Genomic DNA, 15762 nt, shown 5'->3' on the forward strand with positions numbered 1-15762 from the left:
GGGCCGGTGGGGCTGGCTTAGTTGGTTCTCGTCGTTGGTTGCGTCGTAGTGCTCGGGGGCCCGGCGGACGCGGCGCCCCCCCGCCTCGCGTCACCTCTCTCCGGCTCAGCGGCCGGCGAGGACGCACAGCAGTCGCGACACCTCCCCGGCCACGGCCTCACGCGCGGGACCCAGGTACTTCCGCGGGTCGGCGACCGCGGGTGCGGCCTGGAGCTGTTCCCTGATCGTGCGGGTGAAGAGCTGGTTGAGGTGGGTGGAGATGTTCACCTTCGTCATGCCGGCGGCGACGGCCTTCGCGAGGTCCGAGTCGTCGACCCCGGAGGAGCCGTGCAGGACGAGGGGGATGTCCAGGCAGTCCTTCAGGCGGGCGATGAGACCGAGGTCGAGCACGGCGTCCCGGATGATCATGGCGTGCGAGCTGCCCACGGCGACGGCGAGCGCGTCCACCGCCGTCGCCGCGGCGAACTCGCGGGCCTCGGCCGGGTCCGTACGGACGTGGGGGGCGTGGGCGCCGTCCTTGCCGCCCACCTCGCCGAGCTCCGCCTCGACCCAGACGTCGGCCCGGTGGCAGTGGTCGGTGATCATGCGGGTGGCGGCGACGTTCGCCTGGTACGGCAGTCGCGAGGCGTCGAACATGACCGAGGTGAAGCCGAGGTCGACGGCTTCCTGCACGAGTTCGGCGGACTCGGCGTGGTCCAGGTGGACCGCCACCGGGACGGTGGCGGCACGGGCGATCGCGAGCGTGGCGAGGGCGAGGGGGGCCAGGGCGCCGTGGTAGCGGGCCGTGTTCTCGCTGATCTGCAGGATGACCGGCAGGCCGGCCTGCTCGGCCCCGGCGACGATCGCCTCGGCGTGTTCGATCTGGACGACGTTGAACGCGCCGACGCCGGTGTTCGCGGCGCGGGCGGGGCCGACGATGTCGTCGGTGGGGGTCAGGGGCATGGGAGTTCTCCAGGAAGGGGTGACGGAGACGGCGGGTGCGGTGGACGGCGGTGGCCACCGCACCCGCCGAGGAGGGTCGGAAACGGCGGGGATCAGGCCTCGGGGCCGTCGAGGATCACCGAGCGGGTCAGGTTGCGGGGACGGTCCGGGTCGTAGCCGCGGGCTTCGGCGAGGTGGACGGCCAGGCGCTGGGCCCGGATCAGGTCGGCGAGCGGGTCGAGGGCGCCGGGCGCGTCGCCGGACCCGGCGGAGTACAGGCCGCCGACGCGGGCGATGTCATCGGCGAGGCCCTGCGGTGCGGGGCCGAAGAGCCAGGCGACACGGCCGGGGCCGGTGATGCTGATGGGGCCGTGGCGGTACTCCATGGCCGGGTACGCCTCGGTCCAGGCCCCGGCGGCCTCGCGCATCTTGAGTCCGGCTTCGAGGGCGAGCCCGTAGGCCCAGCCGGTGCCGAGGAAGGTGAACTGCTCGGCGCCGCAGACGGCCGGGTCGAGAGGTTCCGCGAGGGCTCGCTCGGCGTCCAGGGCTGCCTGGGCCAGCGGACGTACACCCGCCGGCAGGGCGTTCTCGGCTTCGAGGTGGGCCCGCAGGAGAGCGAGGACCGTGGTGGCGAACCTGGTCTGGACGACGGACTGTTCGTCCGCGAAGTCGAGGACCGCGACGTTGTCGGCGGCCGTCATGACCGGGGTCGCGGGGTCGGCGGTGATGGCCCCGGTGGCGACGGTTCCCCTGACCCGGTGCAGTAGGTCGAGGACCTCGGTGGTGGTGCCGGAGCGGGTGATCGCGAGGATGCGGTCGTAGCTCCGGCCGTGCGGGAACTCGGAGGCCGCGAAGGCGTCGGTCTCGCCGTGGCCGCCCGTCTCGCGCAACTCCGCGTAGGCGTGGGCCATGAACCAGGAGGTGCCGCAGCCGACGACCGCGACGCGCTCACCCCGGCGCGGCAGGGCGTCGGAGAAGGAGGCGACCGCTTCGGCGGCGCGGCGCCAGGTGTCCGGCTGGGAGTCGATCTCGACGGAGGTACGGGAAGTCTCGAAGGTGGTCATGCGATTCCTCGGGGAGTCGTGGGTCGGGTCGGTCATGGCTGGGAGGTACGCCGAAGGTGTCGACGGACGCTCGGAGGCAGGCGGCTTCACGCGAGGTCAGGCACGTGATCCGATGGCGCTAGCGGGGGCACGGCGGGGCGAGTTCGTCCACGCGGACCTCTTCTCGGAACCGGGCGTAGACCGAGGCGTCGACCTCGCCCGCGACCGCGCGGGGCACGGCCGCGGCCGAGAGGGCCACCGCCTCGCGCAGGATGTCCGGCCAGGCCGCGCGGGCGGCGAGGCCGGAGGCGATCGCGGCGACGCAGGCGTCTCCCGCGCCCGTCGGATTGCCCGAGAGCAGGAGGGGAGGCGCGGCCTGCCACACCCCGTTCGGCGTGACGGCCCGTAGACCGTCCGGGCCCGCCGATGCCACGACCGTCCGCGCGCCCAGGCGACGCAGCTCCGTGATGGCCTCCGCCGGATCACCGCAACCGGTGACCTCCGAGAGCTCGGCCGCATTGGGCTTGATCACATCCGGACCCGCCTCCAGAGCGGCGGTCAGGGCGGGTCCTGAGGTGTCCAGGACGGTCAGGGCGCCCGCTGCGGCCGCGGCCCGGATCAGCACCGCGTAGGCGTCCAGCGGCAGCCCCGGGGGAGTGCTTCCGCTCAGGACGACCACTCTCGCGCCTCGGATCGCGTGCGCGTAGTGCCGGACGAAGGTCGCCCATTCCGCGGCGGTCACCTCAGGGCCCAGGCCGTTGAACACGGTGGCGTCACCGTCGTTGCGCGAGACGACGGTGACCGTGCGCCGGGACTCGCCCGCCACGGAGACGAAGCAGGAATGCAGCCCGGCTTCCCGCAGACCGTCGTGGATCAGGCGGCCGGTCGGTCCGCCCGCCAGGCCGGTGACGATCGGCGCGTGCCCGAGGAAGGTGAGCACCCGGGCGACGTTGACGCCCTTCCCTCCGGCCCGTTCGTGCGCCGCGAGGACACGATGCGACGCGCGGGGCCGTAGTTCGGCGACCTCCCAGGTGACGTCGAGGGCGGCGTTGAGCGTGACGGTGACGATCATGCTGTGGGTACTCCTGTGAAAGGGGTGGGCGTCCGGTGTCCGGCCGCCTGCCAGGCGGTCAGGCCGGCGCCCAGGCAGCCCGCCTGGTCCCCGAGGCCGGCCCGGACCAGAACCGGTCGGCGCTGGAAGGTGAGGAGGGCGTCCAGGCGGTCCCGTACGGGATCGAGCAGGAGCCGACCGGCTTCGGCGAGGCCACCGCCGAGGACGACGAGTTCGGGGGCGACCAGAGAGGTGACCACGGCCAGCGCCTCGGCCAGCCCCTCGACGGCCTCGTCCCAGACGGCCCGGGCGACGGGGTCGCCGGCCCGAAGGCGGGCGGCGACGTCCGAGGCGCCGCCGGCCGGGCGTCCGCTCCGTGCGGTGTAGGCGCTCGCGACGGCGCGTGCCGACGCCACGGTCTCCAGACAGCCGGCGCCCCCACAGGGGCAGGCCGTGCCCCCGCGCACCCGCACGTGCCCGATCTCGCCCGCGAATCCGCCGGCGCGGACCGGGCGGCCGTCGACGCTCAGAGCGGCGGCGATGCCCGTTCCCACGGCGACGAAGAGCACGTTCCGAGCACCTCGTGCCGCGCCGAGGGCGCACTCCGCCGCGCCGCCGGCCCGGACGTCGTGCCCGAGTGTCACGGGGAGCCCCGTGCGCGTGGTGAGAGCGGCGGCGAGCGGGAGGTCGCGCCAGCCGATGTTGGCCGACCACACCGCTCGCTGCATGCCTTCGTCCACGATGCCTGGGACCACCACGCCGGCGTGCTCGACCCGCAGTTCCCGCTCCGCGGCCAGTCGTTCCAGGTCGAGCAGGGTCGCGGCGATGGCGTCGACCACGGCCTCCGGTCCTTCGGAACGCGGGGTCGGGCGGCGCAGTGACGCGACCGGACGCATGACGGGGTCCAGGACGGCGCCCTTCATCACGGTCCCGCCGACATCGAGAGCGAGCACACACGCGGAGGGGTCACCCGGGGGTGAGGCGCCTGAGGTACTGACATCCATAGCTGATGACCATTCAAAGTGATTGCTTATGCGCTCACTGAGCATAAAGCGAACAGTTTCAATCAGTCCAGATGCTCGAAGTGTGCGCTGCGTGGATCGGCCCAGGTGTCGGTATGAGGCAGAGTCGTGTCCGGTTTGGTGGTTCATCGACTCTTCATCCCTTCTTCTCCTCTCCGTGCTTGATGACGTCGGGATTTCGTCGTCTGCTGACTGCACCTCCTACGTCAGGGCGTCGAGCGCCCGACATCCGGGCGATTCGGCATCGTTCGCGTAACGGCCTCTGGTACCGAAGCCCTCTCATCGTGTTTACTTTGCCCACAGCACATGCTCGTTACTGAGCGAAAGCCTGGGGCAGCACCCAGGTTCATGCACGCTCCGAGCTGCTGTCCTTCCTGCACCCCACCGGCCGCATCGTCCGACGGTCGGCAGATACAAAGGCGGTACTGACGATGAACAAGCGGATTCTCGTGGTGGCCTGCACCGTAGGTGCGCTCACCCTCACGGCCTGCGGTGGCGGCAAGGACGGCAGCGGCTCGACCGACGGCGAGGTGACCCTGAAGCTCGTCGCCGCGGACTACGGGGACAAGGCGTCGAACAGCTCGACGGCGTACTGGAACGACGTCGCGCAGCGCTTCACCGCCGCCAACCCGAAGATCAAGGTCGACGTCCAGGTCATCAACTGGAACGACATCGACACCCAGGTCAAGACGATGATCCAGAGCGGCAACGTGCCGGACGTCCTCCAGACGGGCGGCTACGCCGACAAGGTCGCCGACGACCTCCTGTACAAGGCCGACGAGGTGCTGTCGGAGTCCACCCGGAAGAACCTCATCGACAGCTTCGCCAAGGCCGGAGAGGTCGACGGCACGCAGTACGGCATACCGTTCGTCTCCTCGGCCCGCGCCTTCTTCTACAACAAGACGCTGTTCGCCAAGGCCGGCATCACCGAGGCCCCCAAGACCTGGGACGAGCTCAAGGCCGCCGCACAGAAGATCAAGACCAAGGTTCCCGGCGTCACCCCGTACGCCCTCCCCCTCGGCCCCGAGGAGGCCCAGGGCGAATCCCTGATCTGGGAGCTCGGCAACGGCGGCGGCTACACGGACGCCAAGGGCGCCTACAAGCTCGACGACCAGGCCAACGTCGAGGCGTTCTCCTGGCTGAAGACCAACCTCGTCGGGACCGGCCTGACCTACGCCAACCCCGCCACCACCGACCGCAAGACCGCGTTCGCCGACTTCGCGGCCGGCAAGACCGCCATGCTCAACGGCCACCCCTCGCTGATCCAGATGTCCAAGGACGGAAAGGTCGACTACGGAGTCGCGCCCATCCCCGGCAAGTCCGGAGCGCTGACGTCCACACTCGGCGTCGCCGACTGGATGATGGCCTTCAAGGACGGCGGCCACAAGGAAGAGGTCCGCAAGTTCCTCGACTTCGCGTACTCCAAGGAGAACACGCTGAAGTTCGACGAGACGTACAACCTGATGCCGGTCACCAAGGACACGCTCCAGGAGATGACCGCCAACGGCAAGCACAAGGACCTCGAGCCCTTCTTCGCCCTGCTGCCGAACGCCGTCTTCTACCCGCTGGGCGACACCACCTGGGACGCCGTCTCCGCCGAGATCAAGAAGAGCGGCGGCACCGCCGTCAACGACCCCGCGAAGGTGCTGGGCGAGCTCCAGAAGAAGGCCGAGGCCGCGGTCGCCGACCAGTAGGCCCCGCGCACCCTCACGGAAGGCACCCTCGTGTCCACCACCTCATCCGCCGCCCGCCCCGCCCGCGCCGCCCGCAAGGGCCCGGGCGGCCTGGCCCGCCTCGGCCCCCTGCCCTGGATCGGACCCGCGGCCCTGCTCATCGTCCTGGTCGTGCTCTGGCCCGTCTACGAGATGGTCCGGACGTCGTTCCTGAAGATCAGCAGCAGCGGCTTCGTCCGCGGCTCGGCCGGAACCGACAAGTACAAGCAGCTGTTCGAGGATCCGGCGCTTCCCTCGGTCATCGTCTCCACCGTCCTGTGGACCCTGATCGTGGTCACCACGACGATGGTGATCTCCCTGGCCCTGGCCCAGCTGTTCAACCAGAAGTTCCCCGGCCGCCGCGTCACCCGCTGGGCGCTCATCGCACCATGGGCCGCCTCCCTGGTCATGACCGCGATCGGCTTCAAGTGGATGCTGAACCAGACCGCCGGCGTCCTCAACACCGTCATGACGGACCTCGGCCTCATCGACGGCCCCCAGGACTGGCTGGGCGACCCGTCCACCGCCTGGCCGTGGATGATGTTCGTGGCCGTCTTCGTCTCGCTGCCGTTCACCACGTACACCCTGCTCGCCGGACTCCAGACCATCCCCACCGAGGTCTACGAGGCCGCCAAGGTCGATGGTACGAACACCTGGCAGACGTATCTGCGCATCACTCTGCCGCTGCTGCGCCCGGCGCTGCTCGTCGGCATGGTGATCAACCTGATCAACGTCTTCAACTCGTTCCCCATCATCTGGAGCATGACCCGCGGAGGCCCGGACAGCGACACCGCCACCACCACGGTCTTCATGTACCAGCTCAAGAACGCCGACATCGGCCAGTCCGCAGCGATGTCCGTGGTCAACTTCGCCCTCGTCGTGGTCATGGTCGTCCTCTTCCTCAGGGCCAGCGGCTGGAACCAGGAGGAGAACCGATGACTCCACAGACCCTCACCGTCGGACGCTCCACCGCCCACCGGCCCGACCCGGAGACCCCCGCCACGCCCCCGCCGGCCCGGCGCCCGCGGGCCGTCTCCCCCCGCACCCTGCTGATCACGTCAGCCGCGTGGCTGCTGGCCGCGGTGTTCCTGTTCCCTTACCTGGAGATGATCGTCACCGCGCTCCGGCCGGCGCACGAACTGCGGGACGCCACCTACCTCCCGAGCGAGTTCGAATGGGCGAACTTCGTCGACGTATGGCGCGAGTCCCACCTGTGGGACAACCTCCGCGTCACGCTCCTTGTCTCCGCCGGATCGACCCTGCTCGTCCTCCTGGTGGCCATCCCCGCCGCGTACTACACCGCCCGCATGAAGTTCCGCGGCCGCAAGCTCTTCCTGCTCCTCGTGCTCATCACCCAGATGTTCCAGCCGACGTCGCTGCTGGTCGGCCTCTACCGCGAGTTCTACCAGCTGGACATGCTCAACTCGGTCTGGACCCTGATCCTCTGCAACGCGGCCTTCAACCTGGCCTTCGCGATCTGGATCCTCACCGCGTACTTCTCCTCGATCCCGGAGGCACTCGAAGAGGCCGCCATGATCGACGGCCTCGGGCGGGGAGGCGCGCTCCTGCGGATCACCCTGCCCCTGGCGATGCCCGGCGTCGTCACCGCGATGATCTTCACCTTCATCGCCGCGTGGAACGAGTTCGTCATGGGTCTGACCCTCTCCACCGTTCCGGAGAACCAGCCCCTCACGGTCGGCATCAACAGCTTCATCGGCAACTACACCGTCCAGTGGAACTACCTGTTCGCCGGCTCGGTCATCGCCATCGTGCCCGTGGTCATCCTCTTCGCGCTCATCGAGCGCAAGGTCGTCTCCGGCCTGACCGCCGGCTCCGTCAAGTAACCCCGTCGCCGGCCCGCTCCCCGCCGTACACCCGACAACCGGCAGGGGAGCGGGCCCTTCTGTGGCGCACAGCAAAGGGAAGAACCCGTGTTCAAGCATCGACACGCCCTGACCGCAGCCGCTGCCGCTCTCGTGCTCTGCGTGACGTCGGCAGGCTGCGCGGACACCTCCGGAGAGGTCACCCTGCGGCTGGTGGCCGCCGACTACGAGGTGGCCGCCGGCCGGTCCGACAGCACCGAGCGGTACTGGGCCGAACTCATCCGCGCCTACGAGGCCGCCCACCCCGGGATCAACGTCGAGGTGGAGATCGTGTCCTGGGACCACATCGACCGCCAGGTGGCGGAGATGGTCAAGGACGGCAAGGCCCCCGACATGGCGCAGATCGCCTCCTACGCGGAGTTCGCCGAGCAGGGCGACCTCTACCGCGTCGACGACCTGCTCTCGATTCCCGTGGAGGCGAACTTCCTGCCGGCGCTCGCCGAGGAGGGGCGGTACCGGGGGAAGCAGTACGGCATGCCGTTCACGTCCTCGACGAGGCTCCTCTTCTACAACGAGAAGGCCTTCGCCCAGGCGGGCATCGACAAGCCACCCACCACCTGGGACGAACTCAAAGCCGCGGCACAGGAGTTGAAGAGCCGCACCGGAATCGCCTACCCGGTGGCGGTACCGCTGGGTCCCGAAGAGGCACAGATCGAGGCGATGACCTGGATGCTCGGAGGGGGCGGTGGCTACACCGCGTTGAACGGCTCCTACGAGCTCGACTCGCAGAGGAACATCGACAGCCTGAACTGGGTCAAGGAGAACCTCGTGAAGACGGGGCTCACCGGTCCCGTTCCCCCCGACCGGCTCGATCGCAAGGACGCCTACGCGGCGTTCGTACGCGGCGAGGTGGGCATGGTCAACGGACACCCGTCCCTGCTCCAGCCGGCGCTGGCCGCGGGCATCAGGGTCGGCAAGGTGGCCGTGCCCGGCCGGGACGGCAAGTCCCACTCCGCGCCCGCGGTGGTCGACTGGATCATGGCGTTCAAGCACAACGAACACCGCGAGGAGATCGGAAGCTTCCTCGACTTCCTCTTCAGCGACGCGAACGTGCGCGAGTTCGCGGTGCGCAACAACCTGCTGCCGGTGACCGTCTCGGTCACCCAGCAGTTGGAGGCGGACCCGAAGCACAAGGACCTCCGCGAGTTCCTGCACGAGCTGCCGACCTCGGTCCTGCCTCCTGTCGGCAAGACCTCGTGGGCTGCCGTGGGAGACAGCACCAAGAGGACCATCGGCAGCGCGATGACCGACGAGGGAAGCCCTGCCAAGGCTCTGCGGAAGATCGCCGATGACGCCTTCATGGCGGAGCAGGCGCACCAGGAGTAGGGGCGGGGGAGACCACCCCTCGAACGCCCCGCCCCGCCCCGCCACGCCCCGCCGTGGCCGTCAGGCGGCAGCTGCCTCGCGCTGGAGATCCTGGGCGAGGAGGGCCGCTCCCATGCACCCCGAGCGATCCCCGAAGGCGGCGGGCAGCACCTCGGGCATGGCCTGGAAGGTCAGCCGCCGGGCCAGGGCGTCCCGTAGCGGTGCGAGGCGTCCCCCGCCGGCGCTCCCCAGTTCGCCGCCGATGACCAGGAGCTCGGGAGCGTACAGGGTGACGGCTGTCGCGAGGGTGGCTGCCAGAACCTCCATGGCCTCCGCGCAGACGGCGCGGGCGACGGTATCGCCCGAGTCGGCGCGGTGGTAGAGCTCGCCCGCTCCGACTCCGCGCCATTTCGTGAGCCGGGAGTACCGGTGAGCGAGCGCGGCGGAGGAGGCGACGGTCTCCAGGCAACCTCGCCCACCGCAGTGGCAGAGTGCGCCGCCGGGGCGGACCACGAGGTGGCCGAGTTCGCCTCCTCCGCCTCGACTCCCGGGTACCACCTGACCGTCGAGCATCCACGCGGCGGCGATGCCCGTGCCGATGGAGACGAACAGGAAGTTCCGGCTGGCGCGTCCGGCACCGAGGCGGGCTTCGGCGAGCCCGCCGGCGCGCACGTCATGGCCGAAGGCCACGGGCATGTCGAGATGCTCGGCCACCCAGTCCCGCACCGGCATGCCCCGCCATCCCAGTGCACCGGCGAGAACCGCGCTTCCGGCCGTGTCGTCGACGACCCCGGGCACCACGATCCCCGCCGCCACCGCGCGGCCGCGGTGGGCAAGGGTGGCGGCGGATTCGAGCACGGTCTCGAGGACGGCGTCCGGCCCTCGCTCGGGGCGGGTGAACCAGCGCTCCCGTTCCCGCGGGACCCCGTCGGGGCCGAGGACACAGCCCTTGATGTGCGCCCCGCCGACCTCCAGAGCGATGACGTTCATGAACCGATCCGTTTCTTGCATGAACAGTGCTCGATTGTGGAGTATTTATAGCTCTTGCGAGCAGCATTGAGCAAGCCTGGCTCTGTCTTGCGCTGGCCTGCCCGCTACCGGGGCCAGGCTTACAGTGGCAGAGTGAGCGGATCGAACGCGGCGGCCGGCCCCGATGCGCCCGGCGCGTTGCTGCCCCTCCTGGGCGCCGACCGGCGGTGCATCGCGTTTTTCGCCGAAGTGGCGGACTTCGACGCGACGAACCCCGCCGCCCACACGCTGGTGGCCGGAGTCCGGCTCGCCTCGGGGGCGAGCCTCGACCAGTTCGCGCGTTCGGGCTCGGGGGACGCCTTCTGTTTCGTGGGCGAAGGCGGGGAGGAACGCCCGGTGGTGTACGTAAGCCTCGACGGAGAGGCCGACCTGCTCGCGCTCGGGCTGCCGGAGCTGGTGCGGTTGTGTCTCGTGGCGCCGTGGTGGCGGGACGCTCCCGGCAAGACCGCCGAAGAACTCCGTTCGGTTGCCGATGAGTTGCGGGAGGACCTGCCCGATCTCGACCAGCGACGCGACCGCGCGGCCCGGGCGCTCGGTCTCGACCCGGCCGAGCTTCCCTCCGAAGCGGCGGCCCTGGCCCGGCTCGCGGAGCTTGCGCGGGGACCGGTGGCCGCGGACTGTCTCGTCGTCGGCCATGGGGGCGAGGCGCTCGACTCCCTTTTCGGCACGTCCCCCTTCCCGCCCTGACCGCGGCCCGGCAGGCGGCTTCGACGGTGTGAGGGTCGCCGGGAGCGGGCGGCGGCCGTCGGCCCGCCCGCTCCCGGCGTGGTTCAGCTGTGGACGGTGAACGCGGTGTCGTCGATCAGGAAGTAGGTCGGGACGGACCCGTCCTCCGCGCTCTTGAAGGTCAGGGTGACGTTCTGTCCCGCGACCGGGGCGAGGTCGACCGTCTTCTGGACGTAGCCGGTGCTCTTGTCCAGGTTGGAGTACGTCGCCAGGGTGGTGCCGTTGGCCGTGACGGTCATCTTGTCGTACGGGATGGACGTGGTGCTCTCGTTGGTGACGATGCGCATCCAGAAGCTGACCGTGGCCTTGCAGCCGTAGGGGACGGACACCGTCTGCGTCAGCGTGTCGGAGGCCGTGGAACCGTTGCCGCCCACCAGTGACTTCCAGGTGCCGGTGCGCGCGGGCAGCCAGGAGTTGTCGTTGGTGATGACCGGGCCGCTACCGGTCGTGGTCCACGCGGTGTTGCCGGACTCGAAGCCCGCGTTGCCGAGCAGCTGCGTCGTGGTGCAGGCGCCGGAGTAGGTGAGCCAGGAGAACGAGACGACGTCGTAGGCGCCGGTGGAGTCCGTGACGGTGAGCGTGACGGTGGTGGTGCCGGCCGTGGTGGGCGCGCCGGTGATCTTTCCGGTGGAGGCGTTGAGACTCAGGCCGGCGGGCAGACCGGTGGCCGTGTAGGTCATCGCCCCGGCGTTGCTGCTGCCGGCCTGGACCTGCAGGCTCACCGCCGTGCCGGTCGCGGAGACCTGGTTGCCGGGGTGGGTGAGCGTCACGCCCTGGGTGATGCGGGGGCCGACGTTGACCGCGGCCCACGCGTTGGCCGCGTTCTTGTACGTGGGACTGCTCGCCCCGTACAGGTCGGCGGCGGCCTGGAGGGTGGCGGCGCGGGCGCCGGCGTAGTCGGTGTTGCTGGTCATGTAGGTGGTCAGCGCCCGGTACCAGATCTTCGCGGCGGCGTCCCGGCCGATCGGATTGACCGGCAGGCCGTCGGAGGTGGGGCTGTTGTAGCCGACACCGTTGACCGTCTTGGCGCCGTTGCCCTCGGAGGCCAGGTAGAACCAGTGGTTGGCCGGGCCGGAGGACAGGTGGACGTCGATGCCGCCGATGCCGGAGTACCAGGAGTCCTTGGACCAGCCGTCCTTGGACGGCTGGTCCATGTACCGCAGCGGCTTGCCGTCGAGGTCGTAGTCGATCTTCTCCCCGATCATGTAGTCACCGACGTCGGAGGAGTTGTTCGCCCAGAACTCCGCGGCGGTGGCCAGGATGTCGGAGGTGGCCTCGTTCAGGCCGCCGGCCTCGCCGCTGTAGACCAGGTGGGCGGTGTGGGAGGTGACGCCGTGCGTCATCTCGTGCGCCGCGACGTCGATCGAGGTGAGCGCGTGGGTGTTGTAGTAGCCGTCACCGTAGGTCATGCAGAAGCAGGCGTCCCACCAGAACGCGTTGCGGTAGATGTCGTCGTAGTGGACGCGGGAGTAGGCGGCGACGCCGTCGTTGCGAATGCCCGTGCGGGCGTGGACGTTCTTGTAGTAGTCCCACGTCAGCTGCGCACCGTACGCCGCGTCCACGGCGGCGGTCTGCCCGTTGGCGCCCGCGCCGGTCCCCCAGACGTCGTCGGAGTCGGTGTACGTCGTGCCGACGGGGATGTTGCCGCCGAAGGGGTCGTCCGTGGCGTGGTTGAGGTCGGTGACCTTGTGGCTGCTGCGGGTGCTGTCGATCAGGCTGTAGTTGCCGGGGGACCCCGAGGTGTTGAGGGTGACCTGGCCGGAGTACTGGCTGTTGCCGATGCCGTTCTTGACGGCCTGGTACTCGAACAGCTTGGCGCCGGTCTTCGCGTCGGTGACGACGTGCAGTTCGGAAGGGGTCTTGTCGTGCTGCAGGCCGCCGACGACGGTCTCCCAGGCCAGGGTCGGGCTGCCGGCGGCGGCCCAGACGACCTTGCGGACCGAGTCGGCCTTCGGGGACGTGGCGCCTTCGGCCCGGGCGCGCCCCAGCGCGAAGGACTTCGCCGAATCGGCCGTCTTGGCCTCGGTGGTGGAGGCGACGGAGACCGTCGCCCGGGTGGCCTTGGTGACGCCCTTGACGGCACCGGCGGCGGCCGTGTGCACGACCAGGTCCCCGCCGAGGACCGGCAGGCCGGCGAAGGTGCGCTCGTAGCGGGTGTGGAGTGTGCCGTCGGCGTCCTTCAGGACGGACTTCGGCAGCAACTGCTCCTGGGTGCCCAGGCCCAGGGCGCGGGCCGTGGTGGTGCGGTGTGTCTGCGCGTCGGCCAGCAGCGCCGCGTGCTGGGCCGAGGTGAGCTCGACCTCCAGCGCGCCGGCGCGGGGTGCCGGGCTGACGGCGGCGGTCTGGCCCGGTGTCCGGGCGCCTGCGCCGGCGGTGGTGGTGGCTGAGGCGGCCGTGGCGGGCAGCGCGGCGGCGACCATCGCGGCACCGGCTATCAGGGCACCCGCCGCGACAGCCTTGTGGGGGGAACGTCTCACAGTGAACTCCTAGGACTTCGACCGAAGGGCTCGGCCGGAGACCGGGCGGACGGGGATCCGCCCGGTCGGGACCGATCAAGGATCCGCGTACAGAACCACCCTGCACAGCAGGTGAGTTGACGGATTGTCAGCTATGCCGAGTTGTACGGGGGCGGCCTGCGCGGTCGTGCGGAGGCCCGTCAGGGCCTCGGTCGGGCCGAGGGCGTCAGGGGGTGACGGTGAGGGCGACGTCGTCGAGCATGAAGGACGTCTGGAAGGCGTAGTCCAACGCGGCCGTGAACTTCAGGGTGACGCTCTGCCCGGCGAAGGCGGAGAGGTCGAAGCTCTTCTGCACGTAGCCGGTGTTCTTGTCCAGGTTGGAGTACGTGGCCAGGGTGGTCCCGTTCGCCTGGACCTTCAGCGTGTCGTACACCGTGTTCATGATCTCGTCGGTGTTGATGTGCAGCCAGTACGTCAGGGTGGCGGGGCAGCCGGCCGGGATGTTCACCGTCTGCGACAGGGTGTCGGTGTGCGCCTGGCTGTAGCCGCCCATCCACGCCTTCCACGTACCGGTGCGCGGCTGCGTCTGGGTGCCGTTGTCGATGACGCCGGCGGTGGCGGTCCACGTGGTGTTGCCGGACTCGAAGCCGGGGTTGCCGAGCAGCTGCGTCGGGTTGCAGGGGCCGGGCGTGTAGATCTTCCAGGTGAACGCGGTGGTGGAGGAGGCGTTGGTGGAGTCCTTCGCCGTGACCGTGACGTTGCTGGTGCCCAGCGTGGTCGCGGTGCCGGAGATCAGGCCGGTGGAGGCGTTGATCGACAGGCCCGCGGGCAGGCCGGTGGCCGAGTAAGTCAGCGGGCCGGAGTTGGTGCTGATGGCCTGGACCTGCAGGTTCGCGGCGGTGTTGACCGCCGTGTACTGGCTGCCGGGGGCCGTGATCCGCACGCCCAGGGGGAGACGGGCGCCGACGTTGACGGCGGCCCAGGCGTTGGCGGCGTGGACGTAGGTGGCGCTGCCTTCGCCGTACAGGTCGGCGGCGGCCCGGAGGGTGGCGAGGCGGGCGCCGGCGTAGTTGGTGGAGCCGGTCATGTAGGTGGTCAGCGCGCGGTACCAGATCTTCATCGCGGCGTCCCGGCCTATCGCGGTGACCGGCAGCCCGTCGAAGGTGGGGCTGTTGTAGGCGACACCGTTGACCGTCTTGGCGCCGCTGCCCTCGGAGGCCAGGTAGAACCAGTGGTTCGCCGGGCCGGAGGAGTAGTGGACGTTGGCGTCGCCGAGGGCGGGATCCCAGTAGTCCTTGGACTTGCCGTCCTTGGAGGGCTGGTCCATGTAGCGCAGCGGCTTGCCGTCGCCACGGATGTTGATCTTCTCGCCGACCAGGTAGTCACCGACGTCGGAGGGGTTGCCGGCCCAGAACTCCACCGCGGCGGCGAAGATGTCGGAGGTGGCCTCGTTCAGGCCGCCGGACTCGCCGCTGTAGATCAGGCGGGCGGTGTTGGAGGTGACGCCGTGCGTCATCTCATGGGCGGCCACGTCGATCGAGGTGAGCGGATTGGCGTTGTTGGCACCGTCGCCGTAGGTCATGCAGAAGCAGAAGTCGTCCCAGAAGGCGTTGACGTAGGCGTCGCCGTAGTGGACCCGGGAGTAGGCGCCCACGCCGTCGTTCCTGATGCCGTTACGGGCGTGCACGTTCTTGTAGTAGTCCCAGGTCAGCTGGGCGCCGTACTGCGCGTCCACGCCGGCGGTCTGCCGGTCGGCCGGCAGGCCGTTGCCCCAGACGTCGTCGGTGTCGGTGAACAGCGTGCCCTGCTGGTTGTCGTTCGTGGAGCCGGCCAGGTCGTAGGTCTTGTGACCACCGCGGCCGGCGTCGCTCATGGTGTAGTTGCCGGCGGATCCCGAGGTCCCGATGGTGACCTGGCCGCTGTACCGGCTGTTGCCGATGCCGGTGTTGACCTCGTCGTACTCGAAGAGCGCCTTGCCGGTGGTGGCGTCGGTGATGACGTGCAGCCGGCTGGGGGTGCCGTCGTGCTGCAGCCCGCCGACCACGGTCTCCCAGGCCAGGACCGGCTTGCCGGAGCCGGCCCAGACCACCTGGTGGACCAGGTCGGCCTTCGGGGACTTGGCCCCCTGGGCCCCGGCCTTGCCCAGCGCGACGGCCTTCGCCGACTCGGCGCTCTTGGCGGCCTTCGTGGAGGCGACGGCGATGGTGGCCTTGGTGTTCTTGGTGACGTCCTTGACGGTGCCGTTCGCGGCCGTGTGCACGATCAGCTCGCCGCCGAGGACCGGCAGACCGGCGTAGGTGCGGTCGTAGCGGGTGTGCACCGAGCCGTCGGCGTCCTTGAGGACGGACTGGACCACCAGTGCCTCCTGCGCGCCCAGGCCCAGGGTCCTGGCCGTGGCGGCGCGGGTGGCGGTGGCGTCGGCTATCAGGGCGGCCCGCTCGGCCGGGCTGAGCTTGACCTGCAGCGCGCCCGCGCGGGGGGCGGCATCGGCGGAAGCGCTCCGGGCCCATGCCGGGACCGGAGTGTCGGTGCCGGCATGGGCGGTGCCGGCCGGAAGCGCCGCGGCGAGCATCGCGGCACTGGCTGTCAGCACTCCCGCGACGACAGCCTTTCG

Annotated in this window: 12 protein-coding genes; 5 read left to right on the forward strand and 7 right to left on the reverse strand. The window is 70.1% G+C overall.

Going from position 1 to position 15762, the window contains the following annotated elements; genetic code table 11:
- Nucleotides 1–105: 105 nt before the first annotated feature.
- The 4 genes from ACWGN5_RS16625 to ACWGN5_RS16640 all read right to left on the reverse strand — a co-directional run bounded on the left by ACWGN5_RS16625 (nt 106) and on the right by ACWGN5_RS16640 (nt 3968).
- Nucleotides 106–942, reverse strand: coding sequence for a class II fructose-bisphosphate aldolase (locus ACWGN5_RS16625; protein ID WP_453515525.1), 837 nt, complete (start codon nt 940–942; stop codon nt 106–108).
- A gap of 92 nt (nt 943–1034) precedes the next feature.
- Nucleotides 1035–1985: an SIS domain-containing protein gene (locus ACWGN5_RS16630; protein ID WP_453515528.1), complete on the reverse strand. Its 951-nt coding sequence runs from the start codon at nt 1983–1985 to the stop codon at nt 1035–1037.
- Nucleotides 1986–2103: 118 nt separating this feature from the next.
- Nucleotides 2104–3036, reverse strand: a complete 933-nt coding sequence (locus ACWGN5_RS16635) for a 1-phosphofructokinase family hexose kinase (protein ID WP_453515530.1) — start codon at nt 3034–3036, stop codon at nt 2104–2106.
- A complete protein-coding gene (locus ACWGN5_RS16640) occupies nt 3033–3968 on the reverse strand; it encodes an ROK family protein (protein ID WP_453515532.1) in 936 nt (311 codons plus the stop codon). Before ACWGN5_RS16640 ends, ACWGN5_RS16635 begins: the two co-directional genes overlap by 4 nt.
- Nucleotides 3969–4468: 500 nt before the next feature.
- On the opposite strand from ACWGN5_RS16640, the gene ACWGN5_RS16645 reads away from it, so the two are divergent.
- The 4 genes from ACWGN5_RS16645 to ACWGN5_RS16660 all read left to right on the forward strand — a co-directional run bounded on the left by ACWGN5_RS16645 (nt 4469) and on the right by ACWGN5_RS16660 (nt 8958).
- Nucleotides 4469–5731 carry an extracellular solute-binding protein gene (locus ACWGN5_RS16645; RefSeq protein ID WP_453515534.1) on the forward strand — a complete coding sequence of 421 codons (1263 nt, stop codon included), beginning with the start codon at nt 4469–4471 and terminating at the stop codon, nt 5729–5731.
- A gap of 30 nt (nt 5732–5761) precedes the next feature.
- Nucleotides 5762–6688, forward strand: coding sequence for a carbohydrate ABC transporter permease (locus ACWGN5_RS16650; RefSeq protein ID WP_453515536.1), 927 nt, complete (start codon nt 5762–5764; stop codon nt 6686–6688).
- On the forward strand, nt 6685–7593 hold the full coding sequence (locus ACWGN5_RS16655) for a carbohydrate ABC transporter permease (protein ID WP_453515538.1): 909 nt from the start codon (nt 6685–6687) through the stop codon (nt 7591–7593). Before ACWGN5_RS16650 ends, ACWGN5_RS16655 begins: the two co-directional genes overlap by 4 nt.
- An 87-nt stretch (nt 7594–7680) precedes the next feature.
- Nucleotides 7681–8958 (forward strand): extracellular solute-binding protein, encoded by a 1278-nt coding sequence (locus ACWGN5_RS16660; RefSeq protein WP_453515541.1) that lies wholly within the window; start codon nt 7681–7683, stop codon nt 8956–8958.
- Nucleotides 8959–9018: 60 nt separating this feature from the next.
- Here the strand turns inward: ACWGN5_RS16660 and ACWGN5_RS16665 are convergent, their stop codons facing one another.
- The gene (locus ACWGN5_RS16665; protein WP_453515544.1) at nt 9019–9927 is read right to left on the reverse strand and encodes an ROK family protein; all 909 of its coding nucleotides are present in this window, start codon (nt 9925–9927) and stop codon (nt 9019–9021) included.
- A 132-nt stretch (nt 9928–10059) separates the two neighbouring features.
- On the opposite strand from ACWGN5_RS16665, the gene ACWGN5_RS16670 reads away from it, so the two are divergent.
- Nucleotides 10060–10653: a hypothetical protein gene (locus ACWGN5_RS16670; RefSeq protein ID WP_453515546.1), complete on the forward strand. Its 594-nt coding sequence runs from the start codon at nt 10060–10062 to the stop codon at nt 10651–10653.
- An 83-nt stretch (nt 10654–10736) separates the two neighbouring features.
- Here ACWGN5_RS16670 and ACWGN5_RS16675 read toward each other — a convergent pair whose 3' ends face one another.
- The gene (locus ACWGN5_RS16675; RefSeq protein ID WP_453515548.1) at nt 10737–13169 is read right to left on the reverse strand and encodes a M4 family metallopeptidase; all 2433 of its coding nucleotides are present in this window, start codon (nt 13167–13169) and stop codon (nt 10737–10739) included.
- A gap of 205 nt (nt 13170–13374) precedes the next feature.
- Nucleotides 13375–15720, reverse strand: coding sequence for a M4 family metallopeptidase (locus ACWGN5_RS16680; protein WP_453515586.1), 2346 nt, complete (start codon nt 15718–15720; stop codon nt 13375–13377).
- Nucleotides 15721–15762 lie beyond the last annotated feature (42 nt).

It is taken from the genome of Streptomyces sp. NPDC055815 (assembly GCF_053616475.1).